The sequence below is a fragment of the Qipengyuania sp. SM2512 genome (assembly GCF_054954005.1).
Genome location: NZ_CM143134.1, coordinates 884624 through 897562, shown reverse-complemented (window position 1 = coordinate 897562; position 12939 = coordinate 884624). Strand labels below are relative to the sequence as shown.

The following is a 12939-nucleotide window of genomic DNA, read 5'->3' as shown; positions in this document are numbered from 1 at the left end:
TCGGGTGACAAGACGGGGATAAGTTTTCATATCCCGGCGGTCCCGAACTGCTAGGCCCAAACGGCCAGGCAGGACCTCCCGCCGAGTCGAACACAAGCGGAACGGGCATGGGCCCTCCGCAGCAAGAAATGGTGGGCTGCAATGGATTTCAGAAACGGGAACGATGGCGCGATGAACCTCGACGGCGACACCCAGGAGCTCGGGCTGAACGGCGAGGACGCGCAGGCTCCCACCAACACAGGCACCAACAAAGGCGATGCCGATGCATCGAAGAAAGCGGTCGAAATGGAACGAAGCGATAGTGGCAGCGAAGCCTTGATCGAGGATGGCGCCGCTCGCGCCGTGGCGGGCGCTCTGGCGCAGGCCGCCAAGGCCAATGCCGCCAATGCGGCCGAGGCCGCCGCCGAGCACGACAGCAAGAAGATCCTCGACCGGCGCTTCACGATCGTCACCGATTCCGCGCGCGATTCGGAACTGACCGAATTCGGCAAGGAAACGCTCAACGACCGCTATCTGCTGCCCGGCGAGAGCTATCAGGATCTCTTCGCCCGCGTCGCCGATGCCTATGCCGACGATCAGGATCACGCGCAGCGGCTCTACGACTATGTCTCGCGGCTGTGGTTCATGCCCGCCACCCCGGTGCTGTCCAACGGCGGCACGCACCGCGGCCTGCCGATCTCCTGCTATCTCAACTCGGTCGACGACAGCCTCGAGGGCATCGTCAACACCTGGAACGAGAACGTCTGGCTGGCGAGCAAGGGCGGCGGTATCGGCACCTATTGGGGCCATGTCCGCGGCATCGGCGAGCCGGTCGGCCTCAACGGCAAGACCAGCGGGATCATCCCCTTCGTCCGGGTGATGGACAGTCTGACGCTCGCGATCAGCCAGGGCTCCCTGCGGCGCGGCTCGGCGGCCTGCTATCTCGACGTCAACCACCCCGAGATCGAGGAATTCCTCGAAATCCGCAAAGCCTCGGGCGATTTCAACCGCAAGGCGCTCAACCTGCACCACGGCGTGCTGCTGACCGACGCCTTCATGGAAGCGGTCCGCGACGGCGCCGAATTCGATCTGGTCAGCCCGCGCGACGGCTCGGTGCGCAAGACCATCGACGCGCGTTCGCTGTTCCAGAAGCTGGTCGAGACCCGGCTGGCCACCGGCGAGCCCTATATCGTCTTCTCCGACACGGTGAACCGGATGATGCCCAAGCATCACCGCGAATTGGGGCTCAAGGTCTCGACCTCGAACCTGTGCTCGGAAATCACCCTGCCGACGGGCCGCGACCATCTCGGCAACGACCGCACCGCGGTGTGCTGCCTGTCCTCGCTCAACCTGGAAAAGTGGGACGAGTGGCAGGGCGACAAGCAGTTCATCGAGGACGTCATGCGCTTCCTCGACAACGTCCTGCAGGATTACATCGACCGCGCTCCCGAGGAGATGGCGCGGGCCAAATATTCGGCGATGCGCGAGCGCAGCGTCGGCATGGGGGTGATGGGGTTCCACTCCTTCCTCCAGCAGAAGAGCATCGGCTTCGAGAGCCCGATGGCCAAGGTGTGGAACCTGAAGATGTTCAAGCACATCAGCGCCAAGGCCGAGGAGGCCAGCATGGTGCTCGCCAAGGAGCGCGGGCCGTGCCCCGATGCCGAGGAAACCGGCGCGATGGAGCGCTTCTCCTGCAAGATGGCGATCGCCCCGACCGCCTCGATCAGCATCATCTGCGGCGGCACCAGCGCCTGCATCGAGCCGATCCCGGCGAACATCTACACCCACAAGACTCTCTCGGGCAGCTTCATCGTCAAGAATCCCTATCTGGAGAAAATTCTCGACAAGAAGAGCAAGAATTCCAACAATGTCTGGAATTCGATCCTCGAGAAGGGCGGCTCGGTCCAGCATCTCGATTTCCTCAGCGTCGAGGAGAAGGCGACCTTCAAGACCAGCTTCGAGATCGACCAGCGCTGGCTGCTCGAATTCGCCGCCGATCGCGCGCCCTTCATTGATCAGGCGCAGAGCCTGAACCTGTTCATCCCCGCCGATGTCGACAAATGGGACCTGATGATGCTGCACTTCCAGGCGTGGGAGAAGGGCATCAAATCGCTCTATTACCTGCGCTCCAAGAGCGTCCAGCGCGCGGGCTTCGCCGGCGGGGTCGAGGCCGACAACACGATCGACGCGAACAAGATCGAGCTGATGGCCGGGCTGGACGAGCAGACCGATTACGAGGAATGCCTGTCCTGCCAGTAGGCGGACTGTCGCTCGAGGAAGCACGATTGGGGTTGGCGATGCGGCATCCGGGTGTGTGGGCGATCCTGCTGTTGATTGTGCTGCTGCTGCTTCCGCTGGCGATGTGGGGCTTGCCGCAATACCGGCTCTATTCGCAGCGGCTCTCGGGCGAGGCTGCGCTGGCCGAGGCGCAATCCTCGCGCCGGATCGCCATCCTGGAAGCGGAAGCCCGGCGCGAGAGCGCAGTCGCGCTGGCGGAGGCGGAAGTTACGCGCGTCTGGCGCGGCGCGCGCGAACCGCATTCTGCAGGACTCCCTCGGCGGACCGGAAGGGTATCTGCGCTATCTTCAGGTCCAGGCGCTCGCCGAAACGAACGCCTCGCTGATCTATGTGCCCACCGAGGCCGGACTGCCAGTCACTGAATCGCGTCGCATCGGTCAGTAGATCCGGGTTCACGAACAGCGCCGCGCTTTTCGCGGCCAATGCAAAAACCCCGGCGGCACCGCGTGGTGCGCCGGGGTTTTTCGTGACCTGCCGGTCGCGCTGACCGGTGGTTTCAAGATAGCTCGATCAGACGGTCTGCGCCGCCTTGTTGCCGAGGCCCGCGGGGATCGTCGCGCTTTCCTTGAGGTAGACGCGGTTGTCGTCGATCCGGTCGACATCTTCCATCGAGAGGAAGTGATGCATGCTGTCGGCGGCATCGGTCTTGGTCAGCTTGATCTTGTCGCCCTCGACATCGTCGACGGTTCCGACATGATCACCCTTGGCATTGGCGACTTCCATGTGTTCCTTGATGCGAATCTTCTCGAACATAAAATTCTCCAGTCTTTTAAATTGCTTGTACCCTATCAACGGATGGGATGGGGTAAGCGTTCCTCGCTTCGTCGGCGCTCAGCCACGGCTCGCGCTGCGGCCGTAGCGAGGAAGGGGCGGGCAGCGGGTCAGGCGCCGCCCAGCGGGCGTTTGGCATCGGCCTCGGCCTGCCGCGCGGGATCGGCGGAGGTCTCGCCGACGGCAGCCTCGTCCCGCTTGGGGTTCGGCCTGGCGTCCTGCTCCATCGTGCCCTCGGCATCGCGGCTGTTGCCATAGCCGGCCTGCGCCCGGCCTTCGCTTTGCCCCTCGCTCTGGAGCGGGTCGTCACTGGCGGAGCCGGCGTTCTTGTGCGCCGCGTTCTGCTCGCCGCGGCGGCTCTCGCCTTCGCGCGGGCCGGTGCGATCGGGCTCGCCCGGCGCGGTGTCGTTCGAGAGGGTCACGTTGCGGCTGTCGGTGGGTTCGTACTGTCCCATGGGTCTGTCTCCTTCACCCCATCAACGGCTCGCGGCCCCCGCCCGTTCCGCCGTTCGTCGCAGGAAACACCCGCTTCCGGCCTGCTTCCGGCGCGCCCGCCCGTGCCGGTCTGCGCCCTTCCGACGCCCGGCGCTTTTTCGGCTCCTATGTGCTATCTGCGCGCAGCCCGTTCGCTGCGAACGGCCAAGGTGAGGGGTTATCCCGATGCGTCCCGTTCCGCTTCGTGCCACGCTGGCCGTGCCCGTGCTGGCGCTGGCGCTGGGCGCTGCGCCCGCCTGGGCTCAGCCCCACACCGCCGCGATTTCGAATGTCGAGGCCGCCGGGGACGGATCGGATCATCCGGACGATGCCGATCTGCCCGCAGATCCCGCGGCGCAGATACTGGCCGACCGCATCCACCACGCATTTTCCACCCCGGACGCAGCCTTGTTGCTCAGCCTCGCCAAGTGGGACGGAGTGGACGAGGAGGTGCGCGAACGGTTCAGCGATTTCGTCACGAGGCTGGTCGAACAGGACATCCAAGGCGTGACGCTCGAACCGCTCGGCGACGAGCAGGCGACGTTCGAACACCGGGGCAGGACTTACGGCAAGAACGGCGAACCGCTCGGTCGGGTGACGATCGCCTTCGTGGTCGAACCGCCGACTGTTTCGGAACGGCTGCACTGGTCGTACGGCGTGGAGGACGGGGCGACGCTGATCCTGCTCGACGTGCCGCTGTCGGGCTCGCAATAGCCGTCAGGCTCCGCTCGCGATCAGCCGGTTCCCGGCCCTTCCGAGCCGCAGCTTTGCGGGCGCGATGCGAGCCCGGTCACGATTTGTTCGCTTGACCGGGTCTTATCCCCGCCGAATCGAGCAGCTTTGCCTTCGAAAACCCGGCGCTTTTCCCTATATGAGTCGTTCACGCTGATCCGGAGAGACACAAGATGTCGTTGCTCGAAGCCCGCAAGACCTACAAGCCCTTTGAATACCCCTGGGCCTACGACTTCTGGAAACGGCAGCAGCAGATCCACTGGATGCCCGAGGAAGTGCCGCTGGGCGAGGATTGCCGCGACTGGGCGCAGAAGCTCTCCGATCACGAGCGCAACCTGCTCACGCAGATCTTCCGCTTCTTCACCCAGGCCGATATCGAGGTGCAGGATTGCTACCACGAGAAATACGGCCGGGTGTTCAAGCCGACCGAGGTCAAGATGATGCTCGCCGCCTTCTCCAACATGGAGACGGTGCATATCGCCGCCTACAGCCATCTGCTCGACACCATCGGCATGCCCGAGAGCGAATACGGCATGTTCCTCGAATATGAGGAGATGAAGGCCAAGGTCGATTATCTCGACCAGTTCGGGGTCGATTCCGACGAGGACATCGCGCGCACGCTCGCCATGTTCGGCGGCTTCACCGAGGGGCTGCAGCTCTTCGCCAGCTTCGCCATGCTGATGAACTTCCCGCGCTTCAACAAGATGAAGGGCATGGGCCAGATCGTCAGCTGGTCGGTGCGCGACGAGAGCCTGCATTGCGAGGGCATCATCAAGCTGTTCCACGCCTTCTGCGAGGAGCGCGGCTGCCTGACCAAGGCGGTCAAGGAAGACATCATGGACATGTGCCAGAAGACGGTGCGGCTGGAAGACGCCTTCATCGATCTCGCCTTCGAGCAGGGCCCGGTCCACGGCATGACCGCCAACGAGATCAAGAAATACATCCGCTACATCGCCGACTGGCGGCTGGGCCAGCTCGGCCTTAAGCCGATCTACATGGTCGAGGACCACCCGCTCCCCTGGCTCGCCCCGCTCTTGAACGGCGTCGAGCACGCAAACTTCTTCGAAACCCGCGCCACCGAATATTCCAAGGGCGCGACCACCGGCAATTGGCAGGATGTGTGGAGCAGCTTCGACAAACGCTCCAGCTCGCGCGCCAAGGCCGCGAACGAGGAAGAGGTGAGCACCGACGACGGGCCGGGGCTGTTCGGCGATCAGGGTGGCAGCGCGAGCGTCGCGGCGGAGTGAACGGGTAGCTGGCTCGCCTGTCAAGCAGGTGGGTTGGCGATAGCGTCACGCGAAACACTGGGAGGCCGCCAAATAGGCCGGTCTCTCCAGTCATTCGGGAAGCCCATCGCTTGGAGCTGGCCGACAGGCCGCGATTCGACGAGTCTGCAAACCCGTTGCGGAAAGCTTGTGTCCGGGCTTTGGTGCCGCAAGGTTCGCGAGAGGATCACGAGGACATTGTAGATCGAATTGCGGAGCTGCCGCTGTCCGCCTTTGACAACGATGTCCAAGTCAGCGTGGAAAGCTTTGATGTTGGGCGATTTCTTGACGGTCTTGCGGTTCCAAAGCCGACCGTGATGCGCGCAGATGTTCCTCACGTACGCGAGCAATTGGAGCGTGCCTTCGAGGGTTTCTCGGTTCGGCAAGCCCAAGTCCCTGGCGACGGCATCCTTTAGCCGGTTATCCCTCGTTGCCTTGATCCACATCGAGATCTCCCCGAGCGTCATTAGCTCAGTGACCTGCCAGAGAGGTGGGAGGTGTGGACTCCTATACTTCGCTCGATAGTGCTTGATAAAAACCTCGCTGCTATCCTCGGTGGAGCGGTTGATCTTGGCGTACATGCGCGCATGCTCGAACCCGTTCTGAAAGTTCTCGCAGTCCATATGCGCGTGGCTTCCGTGCGCGAGTGAGAAAAGATTGGTCCACCGCGCTCGGACGGCGATCTCAAATCGGTCGATCGCTTCCATAACGAGGAGGCGAAGCTTCCGATCGAAGACGTAGATATCGACAATCTCGGAGAATTCGGTTCCTGCCGGGAACGACTTGGATCGCGTCTGTTCCGGAGTTGGCGGGAGTTCCCATGGGAGCCAATAGGCGCTCAACCGGTAATAGCCCACCGTGGTGAGCCATTGACGTATTAAAGCCTCATCGCCGACCATGCCTCTCTGAAGAAGCAACGAAATCTGCTCGTCGATTGTGGTCGGCACATGTTGATATCGCAAAAAAGCCCCCCCAGTTTCCTGAGAGGGCTTTCTATAAGTAACCCCCCGGTTTTGGGCAAGCTTGCGCTCTAGGCCTGGGGGGTGTTGTTGATCGCGATCTAGGATTGGGAACCCAACAAGTCAACCTTTGGCTGAATGGAGGTCATTTCCTTCCGCTCAGCCTACGATGCCAAAGGCAAATCAGTAACCGCTCCGACGCTATAAGTCGCCAATGGCCCCGCTCGCCCTCCTGACCCCGGCGAACATCGCGACCTATCTGATCGCGAGCAATTTCGTCGCCTTCGCGGCGTTCGGGGTCGACAAGATGCTGGCGGAAGCTGGTGCCCGGCGCATCTCCGAGGCTACGCTGCTCCAGCTTGCCTTCATCGGCGGAACGCCCGGTGTCTATGCGGGCAGGCGGCTGTTCCGCCACAAGACCCGCAAGCAGCCGTTCTCCAGCAACCTCCACAACGTCGCCATGATCCAGATTGTCGCCCTCGCGGGGCTGGGCACATGGGTCCTGACCGGGTGAGGGCTTTTCGGTTACGGGCGCTCTAACACCACTCCAGCCGCGCCCCGCCCCATTCCTCCGCCAGCCCCTCGTCCACCAGCACCGCGCCCAGGCTCGCGCCGTCGCGGGTGACGGTGCGCAGCAGGCGGCCATAGCGGTCGCGGTCGCGGTCCACTGGCTCCAGCGAAAACGCGCCCGCGTTGAGCAGCGCGCGCATCCGCAGCGTCGCCTTGTCGCCCAGCGCGGCCTCGCGCGCGCAGTCGGGGCGGCTGACCTCGGGGGTGTCGATATCGGCGATGCGGATCTTCTCGCCGCGGTACCAGATGGTGTCGCCATCGACCACGCAGGTCACCCGCCCGCGTCCACTGCAGATGTCGAACCGCGCGCTCTCGCTATCGCCCGGACCGGCCGCGGCGGCCATGCCCGGCACATCATCGCCCGGCAGTTCGACCGCGGCGGCGAGCCCGGCGGGCGGGCCGTCCCATAGGAACACCAGCGCAAACGCCGCGAGCGGCGCCGCAACCAGCAGCGCATTGCCCCAGCGCGGCGCCTTGCGGCGGCGGCGGAAGCGCAGGACGGGGGCGGGACGGCGCGACATCGCGTCACCATGCGCGCGCGCTCCTCACCGAAGCGTTAAGTGCCTGCCCGCTCGCACTCGCCGCTCGCAAACGCCAGCACATAAAAAAAGGCCCCGCCGAAGCGAGGCCTTTCGGGTATTCTCGTGATCGTCGAGCTTACGGGCTGACGGCTTCGTCTTCCGAATCGGCGACGAAATAGACGGCAGCGACGATCGCAGCGAAGATCGCGACGCCGGCGAGCGCGGAAACGCCACCACCGATTTCGCTCTCGCCCTCGACGGGCATGCTGGTGCGCGCCTGAACGGCGGCGAGCGGGGTTGCGGCGACGGCAGCGGCGGCCACTGCGGTCAAAGCGGTACGAATACGCATAGAAAACTCCTTCTGAGGCGGGGGGCTTGGTGCCCACCGCCCGCTTCTCATGAAGATCGGCACCATGCAACGCCTATCGCCGCGATTGCAACAGTCGATTTAAAACAGTGTGAATTTCGCAACTTATAGGGGCGGGCTTGGGAAGCCTTCGGCGGCGGTCCGAAACCGTTTTCGGCGGTTTACTCGTGGCCCCAGGGCGCGGGCGGGGCGGGGATCGGCTGCGAGAGGTCGAAACTGACGCGGAAATCGCGCGCATGGGCGCCCTCGCGCATCAGCCGGTAGGCGAAAACCGGGCTCTCGGCGCCCGCCGGATCGACCGCTACGCGCCAGACATTGGTGACCGAGACACCCAGCCCCTCGCGCTCGAACATCGCCACGCTCTCGGCATCGACGGGGAAGTCCTGCACCCGCGCGCTGCCCGGGGTGGCGGTGTCGCCGCCATACATGGTGACCGCATCTTCGCCGCCGTCCTCGTGGCGGTGGTCGTGCTTGAGGCGCAGGCCTTCCGCAGTGCGGGTGATGAGCCAGGTGCGGCTGCGGTTCCAGCTGCCGTCGGCTTGGCGGATGTGGAAGGGGATCGCGATCCGCTCGTCCGAACATTCGCGGACATGCATCGCCATCTCCATCCCGCGCATGTCGGCGTCGGCTTCCTCGTTGCTGGTCAGCCCGCCGGCATAGGCCTTGCCGCAATGGCTCGATAGCGCGGCCCAGAATTCGTCCTGCGGGCTGGCCGCGGCCGAGGCGGCGGTGTCGGACGCGCCGGTCGCGCAGGCGGCGAGCGCCACGACGGGGGCGAGAGCGAGGCCGAGGGCGATACGGCTGATGGGGCTGGTCATGCGACTGCTCATGCGGCTGGGGTGCCACAGCGCGCGCCGCCTGACCAGCGCCGCGCATCGTTTCGGAACGGGCGGCGGTGCCGTCCATTGATTCGGGGACACCCCCAAAGGAGGCCAAGACCATGACCGACCCCGTCCCAGATACCAAACCCTCGACCCGCTGGTTCTGGGTGCTCGCGCTCGTCCTGCTGGCGGTCGCGGTGGTGATCTTCGTCTTCAACGCCGATGGCGACGAGGAACTCGAGACCGTCCCCGACTATGCGACCACCACGACCGAGGAGCGGCTCAACACCGATCTGGGAACCGCACCGCTGGAAGAAGGCATCGACGAAGTCCGCGGCGCCGAGGACCTGACTGTCGAAGACGGCGAAGTGGTGCGCGAGCCGACAGCCGAATAACGCGAAAACGTTTCGCGAATTGCGCCCCGGCCCTTTGCGGCTGCGCCCACATTGGCTAAGCGCCTGCCTTCCAGCGACCAGAGGGCAGGCGTTTTCCATGAGCGAAGGCGAGACGAACAGGACAGGCCTGCACGCCAAGGCGGAAGTGCTGATCGAGGCGCTGCCCTATTTCCAGCGCTATGCCGGGCGCACCTTCGTGGTCAAATACGGCGGCCACGCCATGGGCGACGAGAAGGCAGCGCGCGAATTCGCGAGCGACATCGTGCTGCTCAAGGCGGTCGGGATCAACCCGGTGGTGGTCCATGGCGGCGGGCCGCAGATCGGCGCGATGCTGGCCAAGCTCGGGGTCGAGAGCCGCTTCGTCGACGGCTTGCGCGTGACCGACAAGGCCACCGCCGAGATCGCCGAGATGGTGCTCTCGGGCGCGATCAACAAGCAGCTGGTCGGCTGGATCGCACGCGCCGGCGGGCGCGCGATCGGGCTCTCGGGCAAGGACGGCAATCTGGTGACCGCGACCAAGCTCGAGCGGACCACGCGCGATCCCGGCAGCCTGATCGAGCAGGCGCTCGATCTCGGCTTCGTCGGCAGCCCGACCCATGTCGACACCGCGGTGATCGACACCGTCAGCGCCAGCGGCATGATCCCGATCATCGCCCCGATCGGCGCGGGCGAGGACGGGCACACCTACAACATCAACGCCGACACCTTCGCGGGCGCGCTGGCCTCGGCGCTCGGCGCGGCGCGGTTGCTGCTGCTCACCGATGTCCCCGGGGTGCTCGACAAGCAGGGGCAATTGCTCTCCGACCTCACGCCCGAGGATATCGCCGGCCTGCGCGCCGACGGCACCATCAGCGGCGGGATGATCCCCAAGCTGGAGACCTGCGTCCACGCGGTCGAGGCGGGCTGCGAGGCCGCGGTGGTGCTCGACGGGCGGGTCCCGCACGCGATGCTGCTCGAATTCTTCACCGCCAGCGGCGCGGGCACGCTGATCAGGACCGCAGCCAATGGCGGCGGTGCGGCAAGAGGCAGCATGACTTGAGCGAGCCGGACTTGAGTCTGGCGCGGGCCGTCTCGGCCCTCTAGGACAGGCCGCAACTCACAAACGGACGGAACACCATGCAGGCGCTCTACACGATCTACGAAATCATCGCGATGCTGACCAATGTGCTGGTGATGCTGATCATCATCCAGTTCGTGATCGGCCTGCTGTTCGCCTTCAACGTGGTGAACAGCTCGAACGAATTCCTCGCCAGCTTCTACAATGCGATCAACCGGCTGCTCGAGCCGGTGCTGCGGCCGATCCGCAACGTGCTGCCCAGCACCGGGACGATCGACTTCTCGCCGCTGGTGCTGATCATCCTGCTCAACATCGTGTTGATCGTCCTCGGCTCGTTGCTCAGAGGCTGACGGTGGCGGCCGAGCGGATCGACGGAAAGGCCTTCGCCGCCGGTTTGCGCGAGCGGGTCGGCGCGCAGGCGGCGGAATTCGCGAGGGCTGCCGGGCGCAAGCCGGGGCTCGCGGTGGTGCTGGTCGGCGAGGACCCGGCGAGCCAGGTCTATGTCCGCAGCAAAGGCAAGGCGACGCTCGAGGCCGGGATGAACGGCTTCGAGCATCGGCTCGAGGACAGCGTCGGACAGGACGAACTGCTGGCGCTGGTCGGGCAGCTCAACGCCGACCCGGCGGTCGACGGCATCCTGGTCCAGCTCCCGCTGCCCGCGCATATCGACGAGCAGGCGGTTATCGCCGCGATTGCTCCCGACAAGGATGTCGACGGCTTCCATGTCATCAGTGCCGGGCGGCTCGCGGTCGGTCAGCCGGGCTTCGTCCCCTGCACGCCGCTTGGCTGCATGATGCTGCTCACCGACCGGCTCGGCGATTTGTCGGGGCTGGAAGCGGTGGTGATCGGGCGCTCCAACATCGTCGGCAAGCCAATGGCGCAGCTGCTGCTGGGTGCCAATGCCACCGTCACCATCGCGCACAGCCGGACCAAGGACCTGCCCGATGTGGTGCGCCGCGCGGATATCGTGGTGGCCGCGGTCGGACGGCCCGAGATGGTCAAGGCGGACTGGCTCAAGCCCGGCGCGACGGTGATCGACGTCGGGATCAACCGCCTGCCGCCGGGCGTGAGCGAGGGTGGGGGCGAGACCAAGGGGCGGCTGGTCGGCGATGTCGACTACGAAGCTGCGAGCGAGGTCGCGGGCGCGATCACTCCGGTGCCGGGCGGGGTCGGACCGATGACGATCGCGGTGCTGCTGAGGAACACGCTGGTCGCGGCCTATCGCAACGCGGGGCTCGAACTGCCCGAGGGCGCGCTGTGATTCGCGCCGCAGCTATCCTTGCCTGCCTGGCGCTGGCCGGCTGCTCGGGCGGGCCGCCTCCGGTGCGCTATTCCGACGGCTTCATGCGGAACGTCCGCAACACCGCCAATCCCAGCACCGTGGCCGCGACCGAGATCGCCTTTGCGCGCGCGGCGCGCGACGACGGGCAATGGACCGCATTTCGCCGCTTCCTCGCCGATGGCGGGGTGATCCACGGACGCAACGGCGTGATCGACGCCGCGGGTTTCCTCGCCACACAAAGCGATCCGCCGGCCGCGGTCCAGTGGACCCCGCTCGCGGTCTGGTCGAGCTGCGACGGACAGCTGGCCGTCACCCAGGGCAAGTTCGCGGAGCCCGATGGCAGCTGGGGCTATTACGTCACGGTGTGGGAGCGCCAGCGCAACGGGACCTATCGCTGGTCCTACGACATGGGCGCCCCCGATACCGCGCTGACCGAGCGCGAGAACCGCGACCGCGAGCCGCAGTCCGAGGATGACTCGACGGTCATCGTCGTCCAGGCGATCCCGATGATCCAGGGCGAGGTCGCCGATTGCCGCGCCGATGCCGCAGCGGCGACGGGTCCAGCGTGGCCCGATGCCGCAGCGGCGACGGGTCCAGCGTGGCCCGACGCCGCCGGCGCGACCACCGGCGTTGGCATCTCGCGCGACGGCTCGCTGGCCTGGCGCTGGGTGCAAGGCGCCGATGGCCGGCGGATGTTCGCGGCGCAGCAATGGCGCGGCGGAGCATGGGAGCCTGCGCTCGACTTCGCCGTCACCGCCGAGGGCCGGGTCGATCCGCAATGAACGAGCTTTTCGTCTCCGCCTTCATCACGCTGTTCGTGGTGATCGATCCGCCGGGCTGCGCGCCGATCTATGCCGGGCTGACCAAGGATGCGAGCGCGCTCGAGCGCCGCAACATGGCGATCCGCGCGAGCGTCATCGCGCTGGCGATCCTGCTCGGGTTCGCGCTGTTCGGCGAGCAATTGCTCGGCGCGCTGCATATCCAGCTCGACAGCTTCCGGATCGCGGGCGGGCTGATGCTGTTCTGGATCGCCTTCGAGATGGTGTTCGAGAAGCGCACCCAGCGGCGCGAGGAGCGCGCGGAGAAGATCGCCGCCTCCGAGGTCGAGGATGTCTCGGTCTTCCCGATGGCGATGCCGATGCTGGCGGGTCCCGGCGCGATCGCGGCGATCATGCTGCTGATGAACGAGGCGAGCGATCTCACCGATCAGCTGATGGTGCTCGGCGCACTGGTGGCGGTGCTGGCGATCACCATGGCGGCGCTGGTCGCCGCGGGGCCGCTGATGCGGCTGTTCGGCGATCAGGTCGAGGCGGTGGTGACCCGCCTGCTCGGCGTGCTGCTCGCCGCGCTGGCGATGCAATATGTGATCGACGGGCTCAAGGGCAGCTTCGGGCTCTAGAGCGCGATGACAGAGAAGGGATTTCGCTTCCCTTCTTCTCCCCTCCCTA

17 protein-coding genes are annotated in these 12939 nt (G+C 65.6%); 11 read left to right on the top strand and 6 right to left on the bottom strand.

Features of this window, described 5'->3' with window-relative positions; all coding sequences use genetic code 11:
* The first annotated feature begins 141 nt into the window (after positions 1 to 141).
* Complete coding sequence (locus ACQ5J0_RS04655; RefSeq protein ID WP_462569355.1) at positions 142 to 2238, top strand: ribonucleoside-diphosphate reductase subunit alpha; 2097 nt, start codon at positions 142 to 144, stop codon at positions 2236 to 2238.
* Positions 2220 to 2639: a hypothetical protein gene (locus tag ACQ5J0_RS04650; RefSeq protein ID WP_462569354.1), complete on the top strand. Its 420-nt coding sequence runs from the start codon at positions 2220 to 2222 to the stop codon at positions 2637 to 2639. Before ACQ5J0_RS04655 ends, ACQ5J0_RS04650 begins: the two co-directional genes overlap by 19 nt.
* Positions 2640 to 2787: 148 nt before the next feature.
* On the opposite strand, the gene ACQ5J0_RS04645 is transcribed toward ACQ5J0_RS04650, so the two are convergent.
* Positions 2788 to 3030 carry a DUF2171 domain-containing protein gene (locus ACQ5J0_RS04645; RefSeq protein WP_462569352.1) on the bottom strand — a complete coding sequence of 81 codons (243 nt, stop codon included), beginning with the start codon at positions 3028 to 3030 and terminating at the stop codon, positions 2788 to 2790.
* A gap of 128 nt (positions 3031 to 3158) precedes the next feature.
* Positions 3159 to 3503, bottom strand: coding sequence for a hypothetical protein (locus tag ACQ5J0_RS04640; RefSeq protein WP_462569351.1), 345 nt, complete (start codon positions 3501 to 3503; stop codon positions 3159 to 3161).
* 205 nt (positions 3504 to 3708) lie between these two features.
* Between ACQ5J0_RS04640 and ACQ5J0_RS04635 the strand changes: the two genes are divergently transcribed.
* Together ACQ5J0_RS04635 and ACQ5J0_RS04630 are read left to right on the top strand one after the other, a co-directional pair.
* Positions 3709 to 4236: a hypothetical protein gene (locus ACQ5J0_RS04635; protein ID WP_462569350.1), complete on the top strand. Its 528-nt coding sequence runs from the start codon at positions 3709 to 3711 to the stop codon at positions 4234 to 4236.
* 191 nt (positions 4237 to 4427) lie between these two features.
* Positions 4428 to 5501, top strand: coding sequence for a ribonucleotide-diphosphate reductase subunit beta (locus ACQ5J0_RS04630; protein ID WP_462569349.1), 1074 nt, complete (start codon positions 4428 to 4430; stop codon positions 5499 to 5501).
* A 20-nt stretch (positions 5502 to 5521) separates the two neighbouring features.
* Here ACQ5J0_RS04630 and ACQ5J0_RS04625 read toward each other — a convergent pair whose 3' ends face one another.
* Positions 5522 to 6466: an Abi family protein gene (locus ACQ5J0_RS04625; protein WP_462569348.1), complete on the bottom strand. Its 945-nt coding sequence runs from the start codon at positions 6464 to 6466 to the stop codon at positions 5522 to 5524.
* 226 nt (positions 6467 to 6692) lie between these two features.
* On the opposite strand from ACQ5J0_RS04625, the gene ACQ5J0_RS04620 reads away from it, so the two are divergent.
* On the top strand, positions 6693 to 6992 hold the full coding sequence (locus tag ACQ5J0_RS04620) for a DUF1294 domain-containing protein (RefSeq protein WP_462569347.1): 300 nt from the start codon (positions 6693 to 6695) through the stop codon (positions 6990 to 6992).
* 22 nt (positions 6993 to 7014) lie between these two features.
* Here the strand turns inward: ACQ5J0_RS04620 and ACQ5J0_RS04615 are convergent, their stop codons facing one another.
* The 3 genes from ACQ5J0_RS04615 to ACQ5J0_RS04605 form a co-directional block, all read right to left on the bottom strand.
* On the bottom strand, positions 7015 to 7569 hold the full coding sequence (locus tag ACQ5J0_RS04615; RefSeq protein ID WP_462569346.1) for a thermonuclease family protein: 555 nt from the start codon (positions 7567 to 7569) through the stop codon (positions 7015 to 7017).
* A gap of 136 nt (positions 7570 to 7705) precedes the next feature.
* Positions 7706 to 7918, bottom strand: coding sequence for a hypothetical protein (locus ACQ5J0_RS04610; RefSeq protein ID WP_462569345.1), 213 nt, complete (start codon positions 7916 to 7918; stop codon positions 7706 to 7708).
* 179 nt (positions 7919 to 8097) lie between these two features.
* Positions 8098 to 8754 carry a hypothetical protein gene (locus ACQ5J0_RS04605; protein ID WP_462569344.1) on the bottom strand — a complete coding sequence of 219 codons (657 nt, stop codon included), beginning with the start codon at positions 8752 to 8754 and terminating at the stop codon, positions 8098 to 8100.
* Positions 8755 to 8876: 122 nt separating this feature from the next.
* On the opposite strand from ACQ5J0_RS04605, the gene ACQ5J0_RS04600 reads away from it, so the two are divergent.
* From ACQ5J0_RS04600 to ACQ5J0_RS04575, 6 genes are all read left to right on the top strand, one after another.
* Entirely contained in the window at positions 8877 to 9152 is a 276-nt protein-coding gene (locus ACQ5J0_RS04600) for a hypothetical protein (RefSeq protein WP_462569343.1), read from the top strand.
* A gap of 97 nt (positions 9153 to 9249) precedes the next feature.
* Entirely contained in the window at positions 9250 to 10191 is a 942-nt protein-coding gene (argB, locus tag ACQ5J0_RS04595; RefSeq protein ID WP_462569342.1) for an acetylglutamate kinase, read from the top strand.
* 77 nt (positions 10192 to 10268) lie between these two features.
* Positions 10269 to 10559, top strand: coding sequence for a YggT family protein (locus ACQ5J0_RS04590; protein WP_462569341.1), 291 nt, complete (start codon positions 10269 to 10271; stop codon positions 10557 to 10559).
* Positions 10560 to 10561: 2 nt separating this feature from the next.
* Positions 10562 to 11470, top strand: coding sequence for a bifunctional methylenetetrahydrofolate dehydrogenase/methenyltetrahydrofolate cyclohydrolase FolD (gene folD, locus ACQ5J0_RS04585; protein ID WP_462569340.1), 909 nt, complete (start codon positions 10562 to 10564; stop codon positions 11468 to 11470).
* Positions 11467 to 12273: a hypothetical protein gene (locus tag ACQ5J0_RS04580; RefSeq protein ID WP_462569339.1), complete on the top strand. Its 807-nt coding sequence runs from the start codon at positions 11467 to 11469 to the stop codon at positions 12271 to 12273. The genes folD and ACQ5J0_RS04580 overlap by 4 nt, the downstream gene beginning before the upstream one ends.
* Positions 12270 to 12890 (top strand): MarC family protein, encoded by a 621-nt coding sequence (locus ACQ5J0_RS04575; RefSeq protein ID WP_462569338.1) that lies wholly within the window; start codon positions 12270 to 12272, stop codon positions 12888 to 12890. Before ACQ5J0_RS04580 ends, ACQ5J0_RS04575 begins: the two co-directional genes overlap by 4 nt.
* Positions 12891 to 12939 lie beyond the last annotated feature (49 nt).

Coding starts and splice junctions, on each gene's coding strand:
- ACQ5J0_RS04655 (WP_462569355.1), top strand. CDS start 142: ATGGATTTCAGAAACGGGAACGATGGCGCGATGAACCTCGACGGCGAC.
- ACQ5J0_RS04650 (WP_462569354.1), top strand. CDS start 2,220: ATGCCTGTCCTGCCAGTAGGCGGACTGTCGCTCGAGGAAGCACGATTG.
- ACQ5J0_RS04645 (WP_462569352.1), bottom strand. CDS start 3,030: ATGTTCGAGAAGATTCGCATCAAGGAACACATGGAAGTCGCCAATGCC.
- ACQ5J0_RS04640 (WP_462569351.1), bottom strand. CDS start 3,503: ATGGGACAGTACGAACCCACCGACAGCCGCAACGTGACCCTCTCGAAC.
- ACQ5J0_RS04635 (WP_462569350.1), top strand. CDS start 3,709: ATGCGTCCCGTTCCGCTTCGTGCCACGCTGGCCGTGCCCGTGCTGGCG.
- ACQ5J0_RS04630 (WP_462569349.1), top strand. CDS start 4,428: ATGTCGTTGCTCGAAGCCCGCAAGACCTACAAGCCCTTTGAATACCCC.
- ACQ5J0_RS04620 (WP_462569347.1), top strand. CDS start 6,693: ATGGCCCCGCTCGCCCTCCTGACCCCGGCGAACATCGCGACCTATCTG.
- ACQ5J0_RS04615 (WP_462569346.1), bottom strand. CDS start 7,569: ATGTCGCGCCGTCCCGCCCCCGTCCTGCGCTTCCGCCGCCGCCGCAAG.
- ACQ5J0_RS04610 (WP_462569345.1), bottom strand. CDS start 7,918: ATGCGTATTCGTACCGCTTTGACCGCAGTGGCCGCCGCTGCCGTCGCC.
- ACQ5J0_RS04605 (WP_462569344.1), bottom strand. CDS start 8,754: ATGACCAGCCCCATCAGCCGTATCGCCCTCGGCCTCGCTCTCGCCCCC.
- ACQ5J0_RS04600 (WP_462569343.1), top strand. CDS start 8,877: ATGACCGACCCCGTCCCAGATACCAAACCCTCGACCCGCTGGTTCTGG.
- argB (WP_462569342.1), top strand. CDS start 9,250: ATGAGCGAAGGCGAGACGAACAGGACAGGCCTGCACGCCAAGGCGGAA.
- ACQ5J0_RS04590 (WP_462569341.1), top strand. CDS start 10,269: ATGCAGGCGCTCTACACGATCTACGAAATCATCGCGATGCTGACCAAT.
- ACQ5J0_RS04575 (WP_462569338.1), top strand. CDS start 12,270: ATGAACGAGCTTTTCGTCTCCGCCTTCATCACGCTGTTCGTGGTGATC.